Here is a 23,721-nt window from a genome sequence, read left to right on the forward strand (position 1 = left end):
ATCTCCTTCATTAACACATAACTTGTGCTGCCAAATAAGCCTCTGAGCAAATGCAAATCTAAATTCTAAATGCTGGCCCTCAGCAATAAACGCCACAATGAACTAAGACTACGTTCAGCTATACTATATAAAATCTCCGAGGATACTAAAAGCCTTGGGGGTTAGGAGTTGAGCGACGACCGCAAGAAGAAAAGGAGATCTTTTGATGACCTATTTGATGAGATAGATGACCTCATGAAGAGATTTGAAGAGGAATTTGAGGACATGGAGAGAGACTTCGAGGACTTGCTTAAGAACGCCCCCGCCAAGGAGGGACCATATTATTATGGTGTGAGGGTCTACGTTGGCCCAGACGGCGTACCTCATATAGAGCAGTTTGGCAACATAAAGAAGGAGGGCAGGGGGAAGGTAATAATAAGCGACGAGACTGAACCGATGGTAGACGTTATGGAACGTGACGATGAGGTATGGGTAGTGGCTGATCTGCCTGGCGTCGACAAGGATCAAATAAAGGTTTCAGCCACTGAGAGAACGGTCAGCATTAGGGCTGAAGGCGACAAGAGAAAGTATTCAAAGGAAGTAGAGCTGCCAGCTGTTGTGGATCCGAGCTCAGCCAAGGCTACGTTCAAGAATGGAGTGCTTGAAATTAAGTTTAAGAAGCTTCAGGGATCGAAGGGAAGCGTCAATATAAAGATAGAGTAACGCACGGGTGGTCTTCCCCTCTTCACTGTAGTCCAAGCGAGTCTGACTCGATATTGGCGAGCGCCCTCAGCTTAAGTATAGTTGTTTTTAAACCCTGCACAAAGCAGTAGCTCAAGGAGGTTCGTCTTGACAAAGGAGCTAACGTATGACGTAGTAATTGTAGGCCTTGGCCCTGCAGGCTCCTCACTTGCTTACCTTCTAAGGAAATCCGGGCTCGAAGTGGCAGGCATTGAAATGAACGGCCCTGAAGGCGCGTGGGGCAAGCCCTGTGGTGACGCTATAGGCAAGCACCACTTTGACGAGACAGGCCTTCCATATCCCACGGGCGAGTCGCTTAAGCAAAAGATAGACGGCATTGATATAATAAGTCCCTACGGGGGCGTCAAGCTAAGGGTTAACGGCGAAGGGTTTATAATAGACAGGAACAAGTACGGGCTTACCCTCATCAATGAGAGCGCTAAGGGCGGCGTCGATATTTACATGAGGACCCGCGTTACGTCGCCTAAGCTAGAGGAGGGAAAGCTTGTTGGTGTTTATGCCAAAGGCGAGAACGGTGAGGACCTTCTATTCAGGGGAAAGATCATAGTGGACGCTACTGGCAACAGCGGCCTCCTTAGGAGGCAGCTGCCCACCTCCTGGCCCGTTAATGAACCCCTGGACCCTAAGGATGCTAACATAGCCTACCGTGAGATCAGGGAACTGAACTACACTGTAGAGGAGCCCAGCTACCTTAAGATCTACGTTAACCAGGAGATATCCCCAGGGGGCTACTGGTGGTACTTCCCTGAGGGCAAGGAGTCCGCCAACATAGGCCTCGGGGTTCAGGGCGGCATGGGTTACCCAACCCCTAACACTATATTCAAGCAGAGGCTCGAAAAATTAGACGAAGTCAAGAACTACAGAAGGGTTATCAACGCGGCCGGCTCTAAGGTTCCAACTAGGCGCCCTGCTAACACGCTGGTATGGGATAACTTCATTGGAATAGGGGACAACGGGTATACTGTGAACCCAGTGCACGGAGGTGGAATGGGCTATGCTATGGTCGCGGCCTACTACGCCTCTAAGTCAATAATTAAGGCGTTCACCGAGAACGACTTCTCAGCCAAGGCCCTGTGGGACCTTAACATAAATTACATAAAGTCCATTGGGAAAAGGCAGGCTTCCCTTGACATCTTCAGGATATTCCTACAGAGGCTCAGCAATGACGACATAGAGTACGGCCTTAAGCATGGCATAATGAACGCGGACCAAGTTTATGAGACTAGCGTCTCAGGCGAGCTGAAGGCTAACTTAGGGCTCCTTGACAAGGTCTCTATAGCGCTTCGCATGCTCGGCAGGCCCTCGCTGCTGCCCAAGCTGGCCACGGTGGCCACCTATATGAAGAGGGTTCAGCAGCTCTATGACGCCTATCCAACGTCACCAGAAGGCCTCGACACCTGGGTCTCAGCCATCAATGCCCTTTACTCCGAGTATAAGTCTAAGATAGGCGTGGCTTAGCTTTTCCATCATTCGTCAGCCCGCTCTTTTCCATGTGGTCTCCTCGCCTTTATCGACTAGAGTTATGCCGTATGAGGCTAGCTTGGACCTTATGTAATCTGCTAGGTCGTACATCTTATTCTTACGAAGCTGTGACCTAACCTCAACTAAGAGGTCTATTAGCTGGTCCTCAAGGGAAGCCACGGGGGCCATTGGCGCTCTCTCAAAAATATCATCTAAAACTGCGTAAACCCTGTTAAAGTCTACAAGCATTTTGTATGTGAAAGCTATGAGTGCCCTTGACTCTGATGAAGCTATGTACTTGTAATATTCTGAGGTTAAGGCCCATACGCTGCCCGCGGCCTCTCCCATGTTAAAGTCTCTCTGCATTGCCGCGTGCCAGTTTAGGTACAGGGACCTTAGCTTGAAAAGTTCGTCGACATCTGCAGCTTTCATATAGTTGACATACTCCTCCTTAGAGAGCCTCTTGACCACGTCGCTCGCAATATCGCGCAGCCTCTCGACCAGCTTCTTGGCCTGCCCAAGGCTTTGTTCGGAGTACTCGAGGCTTCCTCTATAATGAGATGTGAGAACCCACATCCTTATTACATTGGGGCCCCACTCATTTATCGCGTCCCTTAAGCTTACAATGTTTCCAAGGCTCTTGCTCATCTTCTCGCCCCTTATAGTTAGCATGCCGGTGTGAAGCCAGTACTTAACCCAGGGACCGCCAAAGAGGCTCTCGCTCTGGGCCCTCTCGTTCTCATGATGTGGAAATATGAGATCGGAGCCCCCTCCATGAATGTCAATCCTACTCCCAAGGTACCTGCTGCTCATCACGCTGCACTCTATGTGCCACCCGGGCCTCCCGCGGCCCCAAGGGCTTTCCCACCAAGGTTCCCCAGGCTTGGCAGCTTTCCACAGAGCAAAGTCGTAAGGATGGCGCTTCTCTGACACCACTCCCTCGCCTTGATCCCACAGGGCCTTGTTGAAGTTGCCGCTAAGCCTTCCATAGTCAGGGTATGCATCGACATCGAAGTAAACGCTGCCGCTCGGCGCTACATAAGCATAGCCTTTCTCTATGAGCTTCCCTATAAAATCTATGATTTCGTTTATGTGAGATGTCACCCTGGGGTGTAAGTCAACTCTTATGTTGAGCCTTGAGAGGCTTTCCAGGTAATCCTGCGCGTAACTGTCCGCTACCTCTTTCCAGCTCACGCCGCGATCCGAGGCCCTCTTTATTATCTTGTCATCTATGTCTGTTATGTTCTGAACGTGGTATACGGAATAGCCTATCAACGATAGGTATCTCTTTATCCCATCGAATGCCACAAACGTCTTAGCGTGACCTATGTGAACGTAGTCGTACACTGTTGGACCACAGACGTACATGGTTACAAGTGGAGGGGACCATGGCCTGAAGACTTCCTCCCTTCTTCCTAGGGTGTTAGTTACCGTCAGCGTCATCCTGCTCGCCTAAGCTAAGGCTGCGTATCAAAGGTCCTTAAATTTGCCGCTACGGGGGCTCTAGCTGCCATCGAAGTAATGCGGTCGCTCCCCAATGTTTTTAAGTTTCTTTCAAACCACTATAAAGTGGTGTCAACTTGACCAGCCCCAAGAAAGTCTTCATGGGTACTAGACCGTGGAGCTTGCCTATGTTTATAGTGGTATTAATGATAGGGTTTCTCTCGTTCAATAAAGCTGAGTTTTCTCTGCCAGTGATGTTGATACTCATGTTAGCTATCGTAGGCGAGCTCCTCATGCATTCTGCTACCAATATACTTAACGACGTCTATGACTTTTACAAAGGCATAGACAGCCCAGACTTAGCTACGCTCAGATACAACTTCGTCTTCGACAAGGAGGTGGGGCCCAGGAGGGCTCAGTCCATATCTCTCGTTTTCTTCCTTTCCTCAGCGGCGCTCGGGGTTGCAGTGGCTGTTCTAGGGAGGCCATTAGCAATACTCCTAGGACTTCTTGGCATTTTCTTCGGGTACTTCTACAGCGCGCCGCCCCTGGAACTGAAGTATAGGGCCCTTGGCGATCTGGCCGTGATTGTCTCCATGTTGCTCCTGACGCTCACAGGGTACTACCTGGCTAGCGGCTCGCTGTCTCTGAAGGGGCTCGCGGTCGGCATACCGATGGCTTTCATCATAGATGACGTACTTATGGCAAATAATATAAGGGACTTAGGCAGGGATAGCAAGAGAGCAAAGACCTTGGCTACCGTGCTGGGCCCAGAGCTCTCTAAGGCCATCTACTACGTTTTCATGTCCGTTGCCTATGTTGTTCAGGCTGCTCTAGTGGTTCTAGGCATATTGCCACCTGAAACTCTTCTGTCACTACTGTCCTTGCCTTTGCTCTTCTCAATAGCTAGAAAAGTGAAAAGCACTAAGTCCTGGCTACAGATCGACATGATGACCGCCAATCTTGCCATAGTCTTTGGGTTATTTGAAATAATGGGGCTGATACTTCATATGACTTTATAACCTTACGTAGGTTCCAAAGCTATAGCCCACTAACTTCCACCGTTTTAAGAATAATCTTGAGGCTCTCCCCGATTTTGTTTAAATCATTATAGTTTGTGTAGTACACCTCGATGTCCCCTCTCTGCACGTTACCTGAAGGCAACAAAAACATGCCCTTACCCTTGAATACGCTGACCGGACCCGCGGAGTCGAAGAGGCCCGCCTCAAACCTCACGCAGGGAAAGTCCCTGGGGTCTTTAGTAGGAGTTGCATCATAGTACCTGTAAAAGTAAAGTCTATTGTCCTGGAATGATATGCAGACCGCGGCGCTGATAGCGCCTGAGCCGTCAAGGTTACATGTCAATACGTCTCTCAGAAACATATAGCTGCATTCTCTGCAAGCCGCTGCCTGGAGGATAGACATTTCGGCGAGGGAGACCCTAAGCTCGTTACGGAGGAGCCATGCTATAAACAGCATGGCGGAGAGCCAGAGGACTGTATAGACAATAATAGATATGTACCATGAAATCCCTGTCATCAGGTGAACAGCGTATGTGATCGAGGAGGTTACCAGAAGGTCAGCTCCTACTAACACCAGGGTCAAAGTCTTAATTGAGGTCACCAACATGCGCCCCGTTCCTGCTGCCTTTAATCAAGAACCCCTTACTACTGATCAAGAACTGGTTACTGCGGAGTCACGGACTTTGAAACACGCCATATCTTAGCGGGAGGCCCACTCAGGCTCGTACTTGCTTATTATTTCATCATAAGCGCCCGCGTCCACGTCCTTTATGACTTCCTTTGGGTCTTTGTTGTCCACCGTTAGCCCTATGCTCTTGGCGGTGCCAAGCACGCTCTTAACGGCCGACTTTAGGGTCTTAGCGGTTATCTTAGGCTTTACCATTAACGAGACCTTGACTATGGACTCAAAACTTACGTTGCCTATCTTCTTGTGGGCCGGATCGCCACTGGGAGCGTCGACGCCTGCCTCCTTGAGCAGTAACGCTGTAACGGTAGGGATCCCGACCTCTATGCGATAAGATTTTGTCGTCATGTCAACTGTTATCTTTACAGGCACTGTCATGCCCTTAAAGTCCTTTGTCTTATTATTGATCTCATCTATTACCTGCTTGACATTTAGGCCTAGGGAGGATAAAGTTGGGCCTAGGGGCGGGCCGGGCTTAGCGTTTCCCCCTTCTATCTGAATGTTTATTATCTTCTCCTGCGGCACCCGTAGCACCTCTCATAACTGACTTGCCTTGGGTTATAAAAGTTTCAGCTACTCATAGTTTCATGAAATTTTAATATAAAGCCATTAAACGAAACCTAATTTGATCTAAGGCCGGTCCTATACTTATTTAACTTCCCTTACAAAACTATTCCTAACGGAGATAAATGGAGGTGCTTAACTTAAATGGGGTTCAAAGTGCTTTATGTCGATGCCACAAAACGTTCTTATAAGATCGAATCCATAAACGACCCAGAGCTCTTTGGGATAGTTGACCTTGGGCTTCAGATACACTTAGACATGAAGAGTTATAACGTAGACCCTCTGGACCCTGCCAATCCCCTTGTGCTTGGAATAGGACCCTTTGCAGGCGGCGCCGTTGTTGGCAGCCACAGAATAGTGGCCATCTTCAAGAGCCCAGAGAGCAGGGGCCTCCACGTGAGCGAGATGGGAGGGGCCGGCTACTCATTCTTCAGGACTGGACTTGACGCAATTGTGATTACCGGCAGAAGCGAGAGGCCCCTGCTCATAAGGGTTATAGGTGGCTCTAACGGCGAAGTCTCCGTGGACTTCTCGGATATAAGCTTTGACGAGCTTAACAGGATATACTCGAACTACTCAGGGCTCAGCGGCACTAAAGCGCTAACTAAGTACGTTGTTGACATGGACAGGGACCTCATAGTTAAGAATCACGCCAGAGTGGCTGTGGTGGGGCCTGGAGCCTATAAGACCCTCTTCGCAGGTATCTTCAGCTACGTCCTAGATGACAAAGGCAACTTGACAGAAGTCTCGGACTCGGCCTCTAGGGGCGGCGGGGGCTCTGTTATGGCACAGGCGCACAACGTTGTGGCCATAACTTTTGGTGGGACTTACAAGAGGCCTAATCCAAACCTTTCAAATGTTCAGATACTCAACAAGATCACACAGGAGGTCTACAAGAAGCCCTTCTCGCAGGCGCTCCTTGACAAGACTACCAAGTATAGGTTTGACCCAGCCTCTAAGACGGGAGGCACGTTTGGCGAGAACTACCCACACTACAAAGAACTTGTTCCAGTGCTCAATTATAACCACGTGTACTTAAGTCGTGGCCTCAGGCTTGAACTACACGGGAAAATTATGGACTACTTCTGGCGTCCATTCCAGGACGAGGTCTTTGACGGAGGAAAGCTCACGCCTGCCTCCAAGAACTGCGGCGAGCCGTGCCCTGTCGTCTGCAAGAAAATATTTAATAAGGTCAAGATAGACTATGAGCCTGCCCATGGAGTTGGTCCCATAAGTGGGATCTTTGACATAAAGAAGAGCGCAGAGCTAGTGGACCTGGTTGATAACCTGGGACTCGATGCCATAGAGGCAGGCCACTTCGTGGGATGGATATTCGACCTCATAGACAAGGGATTGCTGAACCCAGAAGATGTGGGGCTTGACAAGAGGCCGGTGATGGATCCAAAGCTCCAGGGTCTGGAGGCCAGCAAGGTGAACGCTGAGCTGGCCAGGAAGCTCCTCATAAACCTAGTAAGCGATGATACCACTAAAGTCCTTAAGATAGTGGGCTCCATGGGGCTCAGGGCCGCGGCCAAGGAGCTCGACAACCTCTACAGCGACCGCGTGGCCAAGAGCGGTGTTAAGTTTGAGGATCTCCTGGTGTATGCAGCCTTTGGCAAGAGCGGTTACTTCACACCGAACTTTTACTGGTCGCCAGGGGTCCTCGCGCCGCTCTTCGTGCTTGGCAAATACTGGACCGACTACTCGCCGGCATTTAGAGAGCCTGAGGACTACGCCTCCGCAGCGCTACGGCGCGCGGTGATGGAACTGCTAATAGCAAACGCCGGGTTCTGCAGGTTCCACAGGGGCTGGGCCGAAGAGGCCCTTGCGGGCCTCTATAAGGAGATGCTTGGGGTTGACCTGGACGTCTATAAACATGGCCTCTTGACCTATAAGAGAATAGCCGAGTATCAGGCCAAATCCGAGGCTACGCCAGAGCCTTGGGAGTCCAGAAAAGTCATGGACGCCATAGCTTCTCTCGCTGCTGAGACAGGCGTACATGGCTGGGAGGACTCCATGTACCACACCGAGAAAATGGCTGAGTGGTGGAACAGGTTCTACAAGAAACTCCAGGAAGAGCTGAATAAGGTCTCTTGACATCTATAAATGACATGCTGTTTTAAGTGGCCACTGTTGTTGCCGGTAACTGCGACAAATGTCATCAGCTCTGAGCATTCTGAGATACTATCCTGGAAACGGAGCGCTTTATTATGGCATCAACCTTCTCTGGGACCTCGCTAGTGAAGAAACTTCCGTAGGTGCCCCTGCCTCCGCCGGTAACCTTGAGCTCTGATGAAATTGCCGCAAGTATTGCCTCCGCGCTCAGTATCCTGGAGGCCTCCCTGCCTATGCCAAGTTCGTATCTGTAGCCCTTATCCTCTTTAACGGCTACAGTTATGACTGAGTTTATGAACTCGTCAGTTAGCTCCTTTAACGCGTCGCGCGCTGACTTCACGTCAGGCTCTGGGTACTCCAAGGTCGCTACAATAAGACCATTAACCTTGCTTGAGACTATGAGACCCTTGGCAGTGCTAAGCCATAGGCTACGGTAAGCCTTTACCGACTCCTTCAGCTTCATCAACTCATCTTTAAGCTCCTTGACTTTATTCAGCTCCTCTCCACCTTGCGATCCTAGCTCTGAGGACAGCTGTGTCATCCTATCTTCGAGGGCCGCCATCTCTTCAGGAACCCTCGTACCTGCCACGAACTCAAGCCTAACTACGCCATCCTGTATCTTCTCTACATTGATTATCTTTATGCCTCCTATGTCGCCAGTGTTTGTCACATGCGTCCCGAAACATGCTTCAACGTCCCAGCCCTGGACTTCCACAACTCTTATCTTACGCTCCATTGGAACTCCGCCCTCGTAGAGCACAAAGCCATACTTGGACTCGGCCTCATTGCGGTCCATGTAGGCCTGCAGCACTGGCCTCCTCTCATCAATGACTCTGTTTGCCAGCTCTTCTATCCTTCTGACCTCCTCCCTTGTAAGGGGTTTATGGTGAGTTATGTCAAGCCTTGCCTTCTCAGGCGTCTTCTCCGCTCCTGCCTGCCATACATGGTTACCTAAGACCCTTCTTGCGGCCCCGAGTATTATGTGGGTTGCCGTGTGATGCCTCATAAGTCTAAACCTGCGGACCCAGTCTATCTCTCCCCTGGCCTCGCCACATGAAGCATTATCAACGGCCCTGTCGAGCTTGTGAACTATCACGTCACCTGCCTTCTGAACGTCCACCACGTTATACCTTTCACCGCAGATCTCCATAACTCCTACGTCGTTAAGCTGGCCGCCGCCGGTGGCGTAGAATATCGTTGAGTCCAATACCACGTACTCGCCCTTGACACCCAATATCTTAGCGGTAAAGCTCCTTGCATAGGGGTCCTTGTGGAACAGCAGCTCCGTTGGTTTAAACTGGCGGGCCCAAGAGACCACGTCCTCCGGCAGGGAGCTCTTCTCCTCTATGGAACGTACCTTGGCAGGGGCCCTGTGCCTGGCCGCCACCAGCGAGTAGAAGTTGCGCGGCACCAGCACGGTTATACCCTTCTTAGCCGCAGCCTCTGCAGCGACCTCTGGAGGTATACCATAGCTGTCGTAAAGCTTAATGAGGGTCTCCAGGCTTGCCCCCTGTGACAACTCGCGCAGGACTAGCTTCTCGCCCCTCCTAAGCAGGTCCTTGTACCTATCCTCCTCAAGGCCGACCGCCTCAATGATGTAGCTCCTGTTCTCCTTGAGCTGCGGGAAGTCGGAGCCCCAGAGGTCTATCTGCATATCAACAATCTTGGCAAGGTCATAGTTCTCGTTGAGAAGCCTGAGCTGTCTCAGGGCCCTCCTTATCACCAGCCTGGCAAGGTAGCCCTCCCCCGAGTTGCTTGGAACAACTCCATCGCCCAACATCATTGCTATGGTCTTGCTGTGATCCAGCACGCTGTAAAGCCTTGCCTCGCGCTCCAAAACCTGCCTGACCTCGCTCAGGGGAGCGCCTGTTGTCTTTGAGACCTGCTGGTAAAAGGCGTCAAGGCTCCCCTCCACGTCGGGGTTGAACTTAGCCGCAGCCCTGAAGGCTGCCCAGAGGTACTCCTCAGGGGGCCTCGGAAGGCCTAGCTCGCTCCTCGCCTTATCCAGTAGCTGGCCATAGATGGCGTGGAAGGCTGTTGGAGTCTTCTGCGTGAACCAGGCCATACGCTCAACTCCGTAGCCTGTGTCGACGATTTTCAGCGGGAGCTCCACGTAGTTGCCATTTTCATCTATCTTGTACTGCATGAATACCAGGGTTGCTAATTCGAGTCCGCCGACGGTGACCTCAAACGATGGCCCAGCGTTGCCTCCTCCCTCCCACCAGGACTCCTTAAACACTATGAGGTCCCCGGGTATTCCAAGCTCCTTGGTGAAGAACTCGTAGGCGTACCTCACGGTCTCGTCTTTCCAATAGACCTGCTTGTCAGGGTAGTTGAATGCGTGGTGCGCGGCCATCTCAAACGTGGTCAGGTGCCTCCCTATGGTGAGGCCTACGTTATCTATATCCTCAAGCCTTATACAAGGCTGGCTTATCACGAGGGGGTTTGCAGGGGGCGGCACCAGGCCGCTGGTCACGTGCGGCTGAAAGTCCACGATGCTTGCTATTGTCAGGTAAAGGTCCTCACGCCACCTGGCCACCACAGGCCTTGGCTGAATCGGCGTGTGGCCGTGCCTTGCAAAGAAATCTATGAACTTCCTCCTGGCCTCCGCCACAGTTAGTCCTGGCACTGAGGGTATCCTGTCAAACCAGTAATCAGTGTCGGGCACGTCCTGGCAAGTGTCAAAGCTAGCATTGAGCGTCCAGAAGAAGTCCCCTCCAACCCTGCACTGCTTCCTCTGATACCCCTGCTCCTTGAAGAAGGGGAGCCTATACTCGCTAGGGTTCACCTGAATTGGCAAGCCTTACACCTTCCGTCCTTCCTTACTAGGGTAGAACTTTGACGTTAGTAAAATAGGTTTCTTCCAATATCGGTGGAGTTTCGTGCAGATGTTCACATGCCGAAGAGCCCTGAGAGGCCTGCGCTGATGTCAGCCTCGCTGGCCTCGCTCTTCTTCTCTTCCTCCTTCTTCTGCTCCCCTCCCTGCTGCGCAGGCGCCTGCGCAGGGGCCGCCGCAGGCGCTGCCGCTGGGGCGGCCACGCTCACTGCAGTGGCATTCTTAAGGACATCCTCAAGGTTTAGCTGTGAGAGGCTGGCAACGAGCATCTTAACTTTCGCATCGTCCACCTGAAGGCCTAGGGCCTCAACTACCTTTTTGAGATTGTCCTCGTTTATCTGGGCCCCCGCGTAGTAAAGTGCAAGGGCCGCATGCACGTAGGCCTTGCCTTCCTGTGCCATACTCCATCAACCCCTTTCCAGTAGCTGTTATAGCAGGGGAGTTATAAAGAATGTTGCTGAGTTAACGTGTTGACCAAGACCTGGGTACTTGGCATGGCGAAAGAGCATAGACAAGGCTGAAGCTTTTCAAAAGATTTTCGACGATGTCGTCATATCATCAACTTGACTAAAGACATTATATGTTAAGGCCTTGCTGCCCTATAACTTAGGGGATCTTTAAAAAGACGTCTGATACGGCTTAAGGTCCCCTGCAGCAGAGGAAAAGGGAGCCTATGTCGCTGGTGGGCCTTGCCGGCTAGTAGCGGCGCAAGAGACAGCAATTCTCTAAACAAAAGCGCTACGAGCCGAAGAGCCCTGAGAGGCCTGCGCTGATGTCAGCCTCGCTGGCCTCGCTCTTCTTCTCTTCCTCCTTCTTCTGCTCCCCTCCCTGCTGCGCAGGCGCCTGCGCAGGGGCCGCCGCAGGCGCTGCCTGCACCACCTCAAGGCCTAGCTCTTTAGCTTTATCGCCAAGAGCTGCTATGATAGAGGTCTCTTCAGCGACCGCCTGCTCAATAGCGGCCTTAGCAGTGTCGGCGTCTAACGCTAGCTCGCCGGCCCTTATTACTGAGAGGGCCTCTAGCTCTGTCTCAACTGCCAGCATCTGCACAACCTCGGGCACCTCGAAGAACCCTATGGTCTTAGCAAGGTAGGTGCTCTCCTGCTCCGACCTTATTATGTCGTTCTTCGTCGCCTCAAGGTCTATGTGCAGCACATCACCAGGTATGACTGTTTCGCCATCCCATGCCGCAACTATGTCAAGTCCTATCTCCATGGGCTGTATGCCTAGCTGCTGCAGAAGGCTTGCAAGGTCAGGGGATATAACATCGCCCTTTTTGGCCACGACCGTATCGCTCTTTATGTATATGGTTCCCTTCCTGACCTCGTAGGGTATCTTAAGCTTTCCAAACACGCTTACCATGGGGCCAGGCCTGATGCCTGTGTCGCCTTCGGGTACTACTATGTCCTTAGTTGCCACCTGCCCTGGCTTGGCTGGCGCGGGCATCTTCAGCTTATCTATTGTCAAGGTTAGCAGGAACGGGTTCTCATTGGTTGCTATCACAAGAACCCCGTGCTTAAGGTAAGGCTCTATCTTCTCCTTCTTGAGGCCACGGCGCTCGAGCGCCAAGTAGACAAGGTTTTTCTTGGCTACGGTCATTATTGCCTTGCCACGGAGCTCCTTCCTTATCATCTGAAGCTGCTTGGCAGGCAGCCCCTCTAAGTCGGCGAAGAGAACATACTTGTTCTCCGCGAATATTTTCTCAAGCTCTGCCACCCTCTGTTTCTTATATTCTGGCGGCTCGGGTCTGCCTTTCTTCTGGATCATTATTGCCATGTTAACATCACCTCAGCGGCACTTCCACGGGTGTACCCATAGTAGTCTTTATATAAATGCCTCCTATCTTGGCTGCCCCTATCCTTGACTCCACCACAGAGAGGACGGCATTTACGTTGTCAACGAGCTCTTCAGGCTTCATTGACGTAGTTCCTACCCTGCTCATTATCTGTGGCTGGCCCCTGATCCTGACCCAGGCGGCCCTCTTATAGTTGTTGACGAACTCTGTCAAGTTGGCCCTGGGCGGTATAGGAGTTGGCACCTTGCCCCTCGGTCCTAGGGCTGGGCCCAGGACGCTGCCAACAAGACCCATGAGATCGGCCTGAACAAGAACCCAGTCGCACGAGCGGCCTATGGCCTTGACCCTCTTCTTGTCACCACGCATGGCGTTCAGATCGTCCCTTGAAATGGTGGTTACGCCAAGCTTCTTAGCCTCAAGCAGAAGGTCACCCGCAGCCACCACGCAGACGTTTGGCTCCTTGGCAGGCTTATGAGGTAAGAACACAACTTCCCTCAGTCTGCCCTCTGGGCTCTTGACATCAAAGTCCTTGAGGGTAACTATGAGTTCTACCGCCTGCTCGAACTTCGTCTTCTTGGAGAGCGAAAGCGCCCTGTTTATATACTCTATCAGGGCCTCTTGCTGTAAGGGCACGCCTTGACACCTCTTTGCAGCCTTAGCCTTACGCGGTGTATAAGAAACCCTGTGGGGTTAAAAAGCGGTTTCCTAGCCTTAGACAAGCCTTCCGGCATGCGCCCTGACAATGTTTTTAAGCAATAATCGCCCTTAGTCTTTTGGGACCCGTAGCTCAGCCAGGACGGAGCGTCGGCCCTCTAAGCCGATGGTCGGGGGTTCAAATCCCCCCGGGTCCGCTATAAATCATAAATTTCATTAAGCTATACTTTTCAGATCCATATAAACTGGTTATGGTTCCCAATTTATGAGAGGACTGGGAACTCATGGAAGAAATAGGAAAGGATATCGACAGGGAAGAGTGGTTCAGCAAGATTAATATTAATGCAACAAATAGCGATATTAGGTTTAATATTATAAATTTCTTTAAAACAAGATGGGCTTTAACGAGGCTTGCTCTAAATTAAAAGCACCAAATCAAGCCTGCATATATAGGCAAAGGAGGGTGCCTGATGAAGTTGTAAGGGAACCCCTAAATTATTGAGTAAAGAAGAGTTTGATAAATAGTCGTAGGATGGAATAAATTAAAGACATTAGGAGTCGTAAAAATGAATCTATAGACTATTCCTTGGGATTAAGGGAGGGAGCAAACCATGCGATTGGGTCTATTTAAGCAACAATACCTTAAAATTAATAGAAAATATCTCTCCTAGACGCTTAAACAAAGGCCAGGTAGCAAGTATGCAAAGAGAAACAACTTGATTTTACCAATGCCTAGGGAAGCAGCCAGATTTATACAGTCAAGAGGTTTGGGTTTCTGTTGAATCTTGGGGTGCTCCATTTAGGGCGTTGCAAGTATAGTTATAGAAAGGTATAAAAATAATGAAAGGTGTTGTTGAATTGGGAAGTAATAAAATGTCTAAAAGCAATGCATCTATCAAATGCGAATTTGACAAGAACCAAAAAAGGGTATCCTGTATTCTGCCTATCACTTCACCTACTTCAAAGATCCGACTTAAACGAAACGGTTATGAACCGATCGCGCCTCGCAGTACAGTGATAACTGATAAAGACTATATAGAGTGGCAAATATCATACCGAGACCCTAATGGGAGACTTATTGAGTTTGGTGAGTGCCTTGACAAGGCGCTAAATAATGATACGAATCTTAAAATGGAAATTAAGCGAGTTGTTGAAGAATACAGAAATGTCGATACGTTTGACAAAAAATTTACAATACAGAGAATCGAAGATAATAGATATTACAATGAATTTAAACTAATAAATGAATTAACTCCTATTTTAAGGTTAGATGGCCTAACAGATAACTATTATATTGATATAATACTAAAGCCAAAGCAAAGAGCTGTAGGTTATCAAGCGATGGTGTTTCTCTATATCCCATGCGAGAAAGCACTTCCTTTAGAAGACGGACAAAAACTAATTGGCAGAAAGGCCTATCAGAATGAGAAAGTAAAGGTGTTTCTTAACAGTGACCACATATTAGGGCTGTTAAAATCTTTTCTATTAGCGTCGGACACTCATAGAAAGGATATTCTTAATATATTAAGGTATTTAAATGTTAATGTTTAACGAGCTCCTCTATTTTCCCCTTAATTACGTTGAACACCTTCTCCGCCTCCCTCTTATTCCCTTCCCGCAGGAACTTAACCATCCTGAGGTATTCCGACCTGACCCACTCCTGGAAGTCCATGGACGGGACGGGGACTTTCACTTTCCTCAGCTCAGAGATGGGTATGGTCACCGTCCCGACCCCCCTTTTCAGGCTCTCCAGCTGCCTCTGGCCCAGCTCGGTCTGAAGGAACATGGCCAGGTAGTGCGGCAGTATCCTCCTCTTGTCAACCTTTATAATGTATATCCAGTCGTCAGCCACGCCCAGGTCAGACTCGTCCACGATGACCGCGCACCTGCCAGCGGACCCCACGCCGACCCTGACGAACACTATATCATCTACCTCAACGTGACCACGCCTCTTATCCATGTCGCTGCCTGGCTCGATGAACTTCTCATCCCTCCTGAAGTCTATGCCGAAGGGGGTCACAACCTTTGCGGATATGAACCTCAGCCCCCTGTCTGCGAACCTCCTGCGGGGGCCGTACTCGGTGGCGCCCGCGTGGATGTCGAGGACGAGCTCCCCCAGCTCCTTTACTGGCAGGGAGCCGCTGAACTTCACTTCCGCGGCGCTGTAGCTCTTCGGGTGGAGGCTGTCAGGCCTCACCCTGGCCCACAGGCCCTTCCTCTCCCTGTACACCCTGATTACCTCCTGAAGCTCGTCGAGGTCCCTGGCCTCATACATGAACACCTCATCATTGTCGCCCCTGGCCTTCCTGAGGAAGAGGACGGAGGTCTTGGAGGTCGTGCTCAGGCTCGACCTGAATATCCCCCTGGGCAGCGAGACGACCCCCAGGACCTTGTACTTCAATATGAACCTCCTCACATACTCGTAGTTCTTGTTGATGAATATGCCGTCAGGCAGTATTATCCCAATGACGCCGCCTGGCCTGGCGAGCGTGATGAACCTTTCAAGGAAGAGGACCTCGATGGCCTGCGACCTCCTGCCCCTGCCCAGTTCATACAGCTCCAGCCTGCTGTCGCGGACCCTGCCGAACTTAGCGCTGAAGGGGGGGTTGCCCACGACTAGGTCAAAGGAATTGGCGGGCAGGGCATCATCCTGAGGGAAAAGGGGGTTCATGACAAGGGCGTCGCCGATGAGGACTTTAGCGCTCTTCCTCACGTGTTCTGGCATGCGATTAAGGACTGACCCATCGATGTCCATGCCCCAGACCTCCCTGAACCCGCTCCTGAGCAGGGCTGAGAGGAACACCCCATCGCCGCACGCGGGGTCCACGGCCCTGTTCTTCTCCTGGACAAACGTTGAGGCGAAGTCAACGATAAAGTTAGCTACCTCTGGCGGAGTGAAGAACTGCCCGTACACCTTTTCCTTTCTACTGAAGTGGTTGTCCGCCTGCAAGCCCATAACTCACCTTTCTCAGGGGCCTGACCACAATTACAAGTTCTTTACCTTCAGCTCTAATTTCCCAGTTGAGCTTATCCCCCTCTGAAAGGTTGAATTGCCTGACAATGCCCGCAGGAACGGTGGTTCTTAAGGATTTGCTTTTCGATGTAGCTTTGGTAAGCACAGTGATTTCCCCCATTGCCTATCACCTATCATAAATATAGGTAAAATCATTTATAAAGCTTTTGGTATAAATTTTTATCTAAATTTTAAATAGGTAAACTATTAGGTAAGACTGTTGGTATGAAGCTTGAGCCCATATTGGGAAAGCCTGAGAATAAGAGAGCAATAAGAGGTTATGCAATACTTGCTAAAGGAGATGAGCTGAAACAAATAAAGGAGAATGCATTCAGAGTCCCTTCTCAAAACTCTGTCTGAGAAATACTATTGCGTAACCAGTAAGAATGGAGAATGGCTCTGCGCCTGCCAGATCACAAAGACATGAAACTCGGAAACCCTTTTTATGATTTGATTAAGCCCTCTAAGCCGGTGATCGGGGTTCAAAAGCCCCAGGCCCGCCCTTGGCTTCTCTTCGCTAGAAAACGTTGACATCTCTAGCTTTTATAAGAAAACAGTTTCACACTAAGAATAGGCCGTTAAGTTTAAAAGGGTCATGGAAATGTAATTCGCAGCCCCTGTCCCAACAGTAATTTGTGCTGCAACTGGCACACCATCTAGGTTGATTACGCCCGCACTGACGCTATAAGCGCCGCTAGTGCCTAAGAATGAGGTCTGCGGCGTAATGGTTATCTCGACGCCCCTGTAGCTCTTACCGTTAAACACTATTGGTGTGAACAGGTATCCTACAGTGGCGTCGGTGCTTCCTGGCTGGCCATCAAGGAGGTCCTTCCAATTTATATTATAATATGAACTGAAGTACGAGAGCCCGTAGAGAGGCCCAAGGCCGGGGAACGCCTCAAGCGATATAGTGCCCGTGAATGGGTTATATGATATAGTTGCGCTCGTGAGCAAGGGCGTAATGTAAGAGGACATATTAGAGCCGCTCACGTTCCGCTTAACGCCCCCCATGTTCATGTAAATCCATGTTATGTTAGTGCTGTTATACCCAAACTCCACAAAGCCAAGCTCATAGCCCGACGAATTAGTGAGAACGATATAAGCTGTCCTGTTAGGATAATTCTTGAGCGTGACATAGTACGTATCCCCTGAAGGGGAAACATACATCTTATACTCAAGTGATGAGACCTTGGAGAGGACAAGGCCGAGGGGCCTCTGCGCTGTTATTGTGAGTAACGTGGACCTATAGGAATAGTAAAACGCTATGCCTATGGAGCCTACTATTATCGTTGCTGCGAATAAGGCTATTGTTAAGATCGCCAGCTTTCCTAGCAAGCTCTACACCCTTCCTCTGCTCTGCCTGCTAAAACGATAGGTTTTAAGTCTGTGTAGACCTACGCTCGCGGAGGTGGAGCCTGAGACTATGACAGTAGGTAAGGTAAGGGGAGTTAATGCAATGGGAACGCTGGGCTGGACAACGGTAAGATGTAGGGTGTGCGGGAGGCTGCTGGATTTGAGCGGCCAGAGGCCGGGAAGCAGGAGGTTCGAGGCCGTCTATATGTGCCCAAAGTGCGCAAAAACCCTTGACGCATACTTCTGCGCCGCAGATGCCAGATCGCTGAAGTACCGCTGCCCCTTCTGCGGTTCGGAGCTAGTACTTGCCACGCCCGTGATAAACGAATGACCAGATGGGTCTCCTTATGATTGAGAAAAACCTGTTGGATGGCAACTATGTGATTAAGCTTGAGTCCGAAGGGTTGAAAACCTTCATAATTGACACCGATGTAGGACTTAAGCCTGGTGTAAGAGTTGACTGCGTGAAGGCACTTAACTATAATGGCATAAAACTCTGTTACGTCAAACGCCCTGAGGGCTGCACGCTTGTTGTGCTCATCACTGAAAACCGCAGTGAGGTTATAGGGTGCTATGTGGTGGGCTATGCGGGCGCTGCTGAAGGCGCTCGCGACAAATGCGCGCAATGCGCGAAGGAGTTCTCAGCGGCCATCGACGCTGCTACTGCCAGCAAGGTGCAGTGACATTATAATAGCCGTAACCGTAAATTTCCCCTAGCTCGGCTATTGACACAAGCCTGCATATATAGTTCATGTCTAGGCCCAGGGATTCGCACACCCTTAACACGCTGTGAAGCGTCGGCCTCCTTATGGACTCCCTGAGGGCATGTCTAACCTGAGGGGCTGCCCCCTTAGCATATCTTAAGGCTGATGCCAAGAGCCTCATACCGTCGCTGTTTACCTCCTCGTTCTTAGTAAAGTACAACCAGTAGTTGGTGAGCAGCTTAATCATAATCCTGGCTATCTCCCTGTTACTTTTCTCAAAAGGTGAACCCTCAGGGCTTGCACCCCTCTCCATTGCTACATCAGCTCGGTAGCGATGCGAGGCCTCATCATAGGGCTTAGATGCGCTCTTTCTTTAAAACCTTCTGGCGTGGGTAAATAAATCCTTATCATAGCTTCTTGACCCCGAAAGCTTTGGAAGCATGTAAAGTCATGCAGTATCCTCGTATTCTCCTGGCGCTGATATGTCCGGCGAGTTCCAGTCAACGGGAGCATTGCCATACCTTACGGGCTTTTCAAGCTTGGAGAGCAGCACAACCCTGCTCGGCATACTTTCACTAACTATCGGATACCCTGTGAGCTCGCTGAGCTTCTTGGCCACCTCTTTAACCTCCCAGTGCCTCGGCATATTGTCAAGGCGTAGCCTCCCCCTGCTGGCTCCTACATACATGTATGCTTTTACCTCTATGTAGTCAGGCCTACCTAGGTCGACGAGCCTGGCGAAGCCTTTGAGCGCCGTCTCGTTATCGTTGTACCCCTTAACTATAGTTATCCTGTAAACCGTTGTTGAAGAGAAGCTTGGAAGCATCTCCAAGGTTTCTAGGGTCAACTCCCACGCCCTTGGAACCAGGGGCCTGTTGAAGTAATCGTAGGACTCCTTGTCCCACGATTCTAAGCTAATATAGATCTGATTAGGCTCCTCCTCTAGATTAGCCAGGACATCAGGTCTTACCCCCCTTGTGACTAGGAACGTTGATATGCCCCTTCTGTGGAACTCCCTTATCAGCTCGCCCAGCCTGGGATAAAGCGTCGCCTCGCCGGTCAAACTGATCGCCACGTGTTTTGGCATTGTGGCCTCCTTGTACATCTGGGGCGAGACGCCTGGCCTCCCCTTGTAGCCACTTATGATTCTCCGGTACTCCTGTATGGCCTTTTCTACTATCTCCTTAGGGTCGTCAGCGAACGGCATGCGCGTCTCGTTCCACTCTATTCCAACATCCTGGGGTCTGAGCCTCCAGCAGTGAAGGCAGGCGTTCCAGCACCAATGGTTGGTGACGCTGAGCTGTATGCACCTGTGGCTCTCTATGCCGTAGAACTTGCCCTTATAGCAGAACCTTCCTTCGACGAGGGCGGCGTGATTCCAGTAGCACTTCTTTACAGAGCTATGGTTACCTATTATGTGGTAGCCCTGCTTTACAAGTTTTTGGTTCAACATGTTGTAAATCTCTTTCTCCTCTACCTGCCTCTCCTCCAACTTACTTTGCCGCCTCCTTGCTAGCCAGCGCAGGCCTCCTTACAAGCCCGTGCTCTGTCAGGTATGTGTAGGCGCTGTAGGCGGCTATAGCCCCTGATGCGGCGGCATTGACTATCTGCCTGAAGCCGCGCCACAGGCTTATCGCGTCACCTGCAGCAAAGACCCCAGGAAGGTTGGTCTTCATCCACAAGTCTGTCTTCACGTAGCCAAGCTCGTCAACCTCAAGGCCTAAGGACTGGTACCAGTCCTTGGGGGGCTCGAAGCCTATCTCTATGAACACCCCATCTACGTTAAGCTCTCTAATGCTGTTGTCGACGTTGTTCTTTACTACAACGCTCCTAACCAGCTTGTCGCCCTTAATCTCGGTAACCACTGAGTTGAGGACAAACTCTATGTTAGGCCTTGACATGGCTTCCTGAACGTAGAATGGCTTTGCCCTGAACTCGCTCCTCCTGTGTATCAGGTATACCTTCTTCACGTAGCCTGAAAGCAGTATGGCCCCTTCAAAGGCCGCGTCTCCACCTCCTACCACGGCAACAGCTTCCTTGCCCTTATAGAGCGGCGCGTCGCAGATGCTGCAGTAGCTTACGCCCCTGCCGGCAAACTCGTTTTCGCCAGGCACGTTTAGCTTCCTTCTCCTGGAACCGACGGCAAGTATTATCGTCTTAGAGTAAACATCTAGCCCCCTAGTCCCAGTTACGTGGTATTCATCGCCCTCTCTGGAGAACTTCTGGACAGTTATGTTAGTGTAGATAGGGACCCCGAAGAGCTTCTCTGCATGCTCCCTGAAGCGTGATATGAGCTCTGTCGCGCTAATCGAGAGCGTGGCAGGATAATCATCAACTACGTTAGTTAAGTTGAGTTGACCTCCGACGTCCTCAGAGACCACCACAGTCTTGAGTAGGAACCTTGACGCATAGACGGCTGCAGAGAGCCCCGCAGGCCCTGCGCCTACTATGAGCACGTCATAGTGTTCCCCCTTGGGAGGCACCTTAAATTGAGGTAAGGCTCCAAGTCTCAGTGACATGTCGCTTCACCACCTTTTCTCTCAATCTCAGATCAACCTTTTAAAGTAGACTAAATACATGCTCCGCCACAGGGAGCGCCTTTAGCCACATGACTGGGCAACGACAAGCTATGCCCTTCGGACATAGGGGAGGCCAATAGCAAAGCCTTAGCACACGTCAACTTCGCTAGCTAACGCCATTTACCTGCAGCCACGCGCGGCCGATCACGTGAGCCATTTTAATCGATGTAAGTTAATGCCAGCGACTCATTTAAAATCAAACTAGTATGCCCCCAACCATTCTCTTTGACTTTATGAATTCAATTAAGTTCATCTGATGCTTAAGCGCTGCATCGTGCGCCTCTTTAGGGTCCCCCTTCTCTATGGCTTCATAGATCCTCCAGTGCTCTTCTATTTCCTGTTCAACTCTATTGCTTGATGCGAATAGATCCACCCTGACTATAGCCAACTTGTTCCTCAGATCCTTAAGTATATCCCTCAGGTACTCGTTGCCACTCATGTCGGCTATTATGTCGTGGAAGTAGCTGTTGGCCTGGGCCAGGGCCAGCGGGTTGCTCCTATCGGCTTTCTTGAAATTCTCGGCCGCCTCCCTTAGCTTACTGAGCATAGCTGGGTCCCTATTCTCAGCGGCTTTCTCTGCTGCCAAAGCTTCAAGGACAGCTCTTACCTCGAATATCTTCAGTATTTGCTCCTTCGTCAGAAAAGAGACATGATAGCCATCGCTAAGTTTCACTACAAGCCCTTCCTTCTCAAGTTTGTGAAGCGCCTCCCTCACGGGCGTCCTGCTCACGTTGTAGAGCTTAGCTAACGTAGTCTCGCTGAGCTTGTCCTTGGGCTCAAACCGCCTGCCAAGGATATCATTCTTTAGCATCTCATAGACCATGTCAGAGTACTTAACCGACTTCTCGTTATTCTCCTCTGCACACATCTCTGCTCCCTTCTCAAAATAAAGCTATAAAAGAGAGAAAATAAACTTGCTCTTTTAAGCGAAGAGATGTTTATACTATCAAGGAGTGAACCGTGAGCTCGTCCTTACATGAGGAGTATTACGAGCTCCTGTGGAGGGCTGTTAAGTTTGGACTCTCGGAGGTACGCTCAGGCTGTGTTGACGCAAAAACGCTAGAGGGCGAGTGCGTCAAGTCAAGAGGCTATAGATCGTTTGTCGAGATGCCTCTCTACATCAGGCTGCTGTGCGCCTCCTCGGCGGTCATTGCAGAGCTCATGTGTGACTACTTTAGCGTGATTGCGGATTATGTGGCCTCTAATGGGCTGGATAGGGATGGCCTGTGTCAAGAGCTAAGGGAGGCCGATCTCCTGTTAGTCGTCATAAGCTCTACGTTAGCTGAGGAGGCCGCAGAGTATAAGATCCATGATAGTGTCTACGAAGCTTTTCAAAACGCGGTTAGTAACATTAGGGGCCTATCCAAGTCCCTCTGCCCTGACGACCACAACTAGCCGATATAATGGCTCTTGTTACTTGGAGCTGGAATGGAACCATTTAATATTGAGCGATTGCCTTTCCTATCTCGTGGAAAGGGAGGCAGTCGCAGAGCAGGAAGCCTTATGGAAACCTCTCTGCTACACTGTGATTTCAGTAAGGCTTAAAACAACAGGGCACGAACAGGATACCAGGCAGGCCCGCCGTAGCTCAGCGGTCAGAGCGCCCGGCTGTAGTGGGACGGGGCGGCTGGAGGCCTAGCCCCTCCGGCCGACACCGGGTGGTCCGGGGTTCAATTCCCCGCGGCGGGACCAGGGCCTGCCACTCTATAGCGGCTATTTTTAAGTTGGGCTAACGAGGCAGCAGGGGATACAGCTTGTTAGCTGCTGTGATGCCAAACGGGGCAATACTGCTAGGGAACAATGTAGTGGCCGACTCCTACCATAAAAGGCCTATAAGGGTCGTCACCCATGCCCACGAAGACCATACCAAGTACCTTAGCCGGAGCATCTCTGAGAGCCTGTTCATCGCAGCAACTCCTGTCACCCACGAGTTCCTTAAGGTCTTAGGATACTCGATACCTCAGAGCAAGGCGCTGCTGCTTGACTATTATAAAGAGGTGGAATTTGACAATGAGAAGTTAAAGCTTATACCGTCAAGGCACATAGCTGGAAGCGCCCAGGTAATGGTGGAAACCCCTCAGGGCACCGCTGGCTATACCGGTGACTTCAAGATGCCTGGCACCCCTCCCCTGCAAGACCTTGACGTCCTAGTAGTAGATGCCACCTACGGTAGTCCTCACCTATCCAGAAAAGGAACCGAGTGGGACGCCCTGGGGGCTCTAGTCAATATTATAGAGGTGGAGTCGCCTAACAACCCCATAATAATATATGGTTATAATGGAAAACTTCAAGAAATAATGGTAGAGCTGAGGATAAGGGGCGTTTCAGGCGCCTTCCTGGCCGACGAGACCACCCTGAAGCTTGCTAAGATAGCCTCAAAATTTTATAACGTGGAACTGGGTGATGTGAGGCTCTACAGCAGGGACGAGCTTCTCCCAGGGTCCATAGCATTTATCCACCTATCCAAGTCCTCGTCAATGATAAGGGTGCCGGCTGTTCACGTGATACTTACCGGTACCGAAAGGCGGGGCCCTGCTGTTAAGGTTAACGATAAGGTTTACAGAGTTTCCTTTAGTGACCATGCTACCTTCTGGGAGGTGGTGGACTACATAAGGGAGTCAAGGCCAAGGAAAGTCATAGTTGACGCCTCGCGGGGCTTCGACTCTAAGTTCATGGCCAAATATCTTTCGAACGTACTTAATATAGATGCTGTGTCAGAACCTTAGGTGACCGTTATGGGCGCACAGGGGCAGAAGGAG

The 23,721-nt window shown here is 50.6% G+C and carries 25 protein-coding genes and 2 tRNA genes; 13 read left to right on the top strand and 14 right to left on the bottom strand.

Annotation, left to right across the window (positions count from 1 at the left end; translation table 11 throughout):
* Window positions 1–168: 168 nt before the first annotated feature.
* Both hsp20 and ACZ5OO_RS05410 read left to right on the top strand, forming a co-directional pair.
* A complete protein-coding gene (gene hsp20, locus ACZ5OO_RS05405; RefSeq protein WP_013266158.1) occupies window positions 169–702 on the top strand; it encodes an archaeal heat shock protein Hsp20 in 534 nt (177 codons plus the stop codon).
* 126 nt (window positions 703–828) lie between these two features.
* Window positions 829–2,199, top strand: a complete 1,371-nt coding sequence (locus tag ACZ5OO_RS05410) for a digeranylgeranylglycerophospholipid reductase (protein WP_048812711.1) — start codon at window positions 829–831, stop codon at window positions 2,197–2,199.
* 15 nt (window positions 2,200–2,214) lie between these two features.
* On the opposite strand, the gene cysS is transcribed toward ACZ5OO_RS05410, so the two are convergent.
* Complete coding sequence (gene cysS, locus ACZ5OO_RS05415) at window positions 2,215–3,645, bottom strand: cysteine--tRNA ligase (RefSeq protein ID WP_013266160.1); 1,431 nt, start codon at window positions 3,643–3,645, stop codon at window positions 2,215–2,217.
* Between the two features lie 137 nt (window positions 3,646–3,782).
* On the opposite strand from cysS, the gene ACZ5OO_RS05420 reads away from it, so the two are divergent.
* Window positions 3,783–4,667, top strand: a complete 885-nt coding sequence (locus ACZ5OO_RS05420; protein ID WP_048812712.1) for a prenyltransferase — start codon at window positions 3,783–3,785, stop codon at window positions 4,665–4,667.
* 19 nt (window positions 4,668–4,686) lie between these two features.
* On the opposite strand, the gene ACZ5OO_RS05425 is transcribed toward ACZ5OO_RS05420, so the two are convergent.
* Both ACZ5OO_RS05425 and ACZ5OO_RS05430 read right to left on the bottom strand, forming a co-directional pair.
* Window positions 4,687–5,268, bottom strand: a complete 582-nt coding sequence (locus tag ACZ5OO_RS05425; RefSeq protein WP_148217086.1) for a hypothetical protein — start codon at window positions 5,266–5,268, stop codon at window positions 4,687–4,689.
* Between the two features lie 99 nt (window positions 5,269–5,367).
* Entirely contained in the window at window positions 5,368–5,877 is a 510-nt protein-coding gene (locus ACZ5OO_RS05430; protein ID WP_013266163.1) for a 50S ribosomal protein L11, read from the bottom strand.
* 183 nt (window positions 5,878–6,060) lie between these two features.
* Between ACZ5OO_RS05430 and ACZ5OO_RS05435 the strand changes: the two genes are divergently transcribed.
* On the top strand, window positions 6,061–8,013 hold the full coding sequence (locus ACZ5OO_RS05435; RefSeq protein WP_013266164.1) for an aldehyde ferredoxin oxidoreductase N-terminal domain-containing protein: 1,953 nt from the start codon (window positions 6,061–6,063) through the stop codon (window positions 8,011–8,013).
* Between the two features lie 64 nt (window positions 8,014–8,077).
* Here the strand turns inward: ACZ5OO_RS05435 and alaS are convergent, their stop codons facing one another.
* From alaS to ACZ5OO_RS05455, 4 genes are all read right to left on the bottom strand, one after another.
* A complete protein-coding gene (gene alaS / locus ACZ5OO_RS05440; protein WP_238523617.1) occupies window positions 8,078–10,831 on the bottom strand; it encodes an alanine--tRNA ligase in 2,754 nt (917 codons plus the stop codon).
* A gap of 92 nt (window positions 10,832–10,923) precedes the next feature.
* Entirely contained in the window at window positions 10,924–11,268 is a 345-nt protein-coding gene (gene rpl12p / locus ACZ5OO_RS05445; RefSeq protein WP_013266166.1) for a 50S ribosomal protein P1, read from the bottom strand.
* Window positions 11,269–11,605: 337 nt separating this feature from the next.
* The gene (locus tag ACZ5OO_RS05450) at window positions 11,606–12,640 is read right to left on the bottom strand and encodes a 50S ribosomal protein L10 (RefSeq protein WP_013266167.1); all 1,035 of its coding nucleotides are present in this window, start codon (window positions 12,638–12,640) and stop codon (window positions 11,606–11,608) included.
* 7 nt (window positions 12,641–12,647) lie between these two features.
* A complete protein-coding gene (locus ACZ5OO_RS05455; RefSeq protein ID WP_013266168.1) occupies window positions 12,648–13,292 on the bottom strand; it encodes a 50S ribosomal protein L1 in 645 nt (214 codons plus the stop codon).
* A gap of 143 nt (window positions 13,293–13,435) precedes the next feature.
* Between ACZ5OO_RS05455 and ACZ5OO_RS05460 the strand changes: the two genes are divergently transcribed.
* From ACZ5OO_RS05460 to ACZ5OO_RS05470, 3 genes are all read left to right on the top strand, one after another.
* A tRNA-Arg gene (locus ACZ5OO_RS05460) sits at window positions 13,436–13,510 on the top strand.
* Window positions 13,511–13,597: 87 nt separating this feature from the next.
* Complete coding sequence (locus tag ACZ5OO_RS05465; protein WP_464077997.1) at window positions 13,598–13,738, top strand: hypothetical protein; 141 nt, start codon at window positions 13,598–13,600, stop codon at window positions 13,736–13,738.
* Between the two features lie 589 nt (window positions 13,739–14,327).
* Entirely contained in the window at window positions 14,328–14,864 is a 537-nt protein-coding gene (locus ACZ5OO_RS05470; RefSeq protein ID WP_013266169.1) for a R.Pab1 family restriction endonuclease, read from the top strand.
* Here the strand turns inward: ACZ5OO_RS05470 and ACZ5OO_RS05475 are convergent.
* Both ACZ5OO_RS05475 and ACZ5OO_RS05480 read right to left on the bottom strand, forming a co-directional pair.
* Window positions 14,854–16,263: an N-6 DNA methylase gene (locus ACZ5OO_RS05475; protein WP_464077998.1), complete on the bottom strand. Its 1,410-nt coding sequence runs from the start codon at window positions 16,261–16,263 to the stop codon at window positions 14,854–14,856. The genes ACZ5OO_RS05470 and ACZ5OO_RS05475 overlap by 11 nt on opposite strands.
* Entirely contained in the window at window positions 16,238–16,447 is a 210-nt protein-coding gene (locus ACZ5OO_RS05480) for an AbrB/MazE/SpoVT family DNA-binding domain-containing protein (protein ID WP_083773991.1), read from the bottom strand. The genes ACZ5OO_RS05475 and ACZ5OO_RS05480 overlap by 26 nt, the downstream gene beginning before the upstream one ends.
* 104 nt (window positions 16,448–16,551) lie before the next feature.
* On the opposite strand from ACZ5OO_RS05480, the gene ACZ5OO_RS05485 reads away from it, so the two are divergent.
* Window positions 16,552–16,686 carry a hypothetical protein gene (locus ACZ5OO_RS05485; protein ID WP_013266171.1) on the top strand — a complete coding sequence of 45 codons (135 nt, stop codon included), beginning with the start codon at window positions 16,552–16,554 and terminating at the stop codon, window positions 16,684–16,686.
* 204 nt (window positions 16,687–16,890) lie between these two features.
* Here ACZ5OO_RS05485 and ACZ5OO_RS05490 read toward each other — a convergent pair whose 3' ends face one another.
* A complete protein-coding gene (locus ACZ5OO_RS05490) occupies window positions 16,891–17,661 on the bottom strand; it encodes a hypothetical protein (protein WP_464077999.1) in 771 nt (256 codons plus the stop codon).
* An 88-nt stretch (window positions 17,662–17,749) separates the two neighbouring features.
* On the opposite strand from ACZ5OO_RS05490, the gene ACZ5OO_RS05495 reads away from it, so the two are divergent.
* Both ACZ5OO_RS05495 and ACZ5OO_RS05500 read left to right on the top strand, forming a co-directional pair.
* Window positions 17,750–18,010: a hypothetical protein gene (locus tag ACZ5OO_RS05495; RefSeq protein ID WP_048812940.1), complete on the top strand. Its 261-nt coding sequence runs from the start codon at window positions 17,750–17,752 to the stop codon at window positions 18,008–18,010.
* A gap of 16 nt (window positions 18,011–18,026) precedes the next feature.
* The gene (locus ACZ5OO_RS05500) at window positions 18,027–18,362 is read left to right on the top strand and encodes a hypothetical protein (protein ID WP_013266174.1); all 336 of its coding nucleotides are present in this window, start codon (window positions 18,027–18,029) and stop codon (window positions 18,360–18,362) included.
* On the opposite strand, the gene ACZ5OO_RS05505 is transcribed toward ACZ5OO_RS05500, so the two are convergent.
* From ACZ5OO_RS05505 to ACZ5OO_RS05520, 4 genes are all read right to left on the bottom strand, one after another.
* The gene (locus ACZ5OO_RS05505) at window positions 18,340–18,696 is read right to left on the bottom strand and encodes a hypothetical protein (protein WP_013266175.1); all 357 of its coding nucleotides are present in this window, start codon (window positions 18,694–18,696) and stop codon (window positions 18,340–18,342) included. The genes ACZ5OO_RS05500 and ACZ5OO_RS05505 overlap by 23 nt on opposite strands.
* 135 nt (window positions 18,697–18,831) lie before the next feature.
* Window positions 18,832–19,875 (bottom strand): 4-demethylwyosine synthase TYW1, encoded by a 1,044-nt coding sequence (gene twy1 / locus ACZ5OO_RS05510; protein ID WP_464078000.1) that lies wholly within the window; start codon window positions 19,873–19,875, stop codon window positions 18,832–18,834.
* Window position 19,876: 1 nt separating this feature from the next.
* Window positions 19,877–20,902 carry an NAD(P)/FAD-dependent oxidoreductase gene (locus tag ACZ5OO_RS05515; RefSeq protein ID WP_013266177.1) on the bottom strand — a complete coding sequence of 342 codons (1,026 nt, stop codon included), beginning with the start codon at window positions 20,900–20,902 and terminating at the stop codon, window positions 19,877–19,879.
* Between the two features lie 256 nt (window positions 20,903–21,158).
* Window positions 21,159–21,830 (bottom strand): GntR family transcriptional regulator, encoded by a 672-nt coding sequence (locus ACZ5OO_RS05520; RefSeq protein WP_013266178.1) that lies wholly within the window; start codon window positions 21,828–21,830, stop codon window positions 21,159–21,161.
* A gap of 92 nt (window positions 21,831–21,922) precedes the next feature.
* Here ACZ5OO_RS05520 and ACZ5OO_RS05525 point away from each other — a divergent pair, with 92 nt between their 5' ends.
* The 3 genes from ACZ5OO_RS05525 to ACZ5OO_RS05535 all read left to right on the top strand — a co-directional run bounded on the left by ACZ5OO_RS05525 (window position 21,923) and on the right by ACZ5OO_RS05535 (window position 23,688).
* A complete protein-coding gene (locus tag ACZ5OO_RS05525) occupies window positions 21,923–22,357 on the top strand; it encodes a hypothetical protein (protein WP_013266179.1) in 435 nt (144 codons plus the stop codon).
* A gap of 182 nt (window positions 22,358–22,539) precedes the next feature.
* A tRNA-Tyr gene (locus tag ACZ5OO_RS05530) sits at window positions 22,540–22,654 on the top strand.
* Window positions 22,655–22,716: 62 nt separating this feature from the next.
* Window positions 22,717–23,688 carry an MBL fold metallo-hydrolase gene (locus ACZ5OO_RS05535; RefSeq protein WP_238523618.1) on the top strand — a complete coding sequence of 324 codons (972 nt, stop codon included), beginning with the start codon at window positions 22,717–22,719 and terminating at the stop codon, window positions 23,686–23,688.
* Window positions 23,689–23,721: the final 33 nt, after the last annotated feature.

The sequence above is a fragment of the Acidilobus aceticus genome (genome assembly GCF_055392325.1).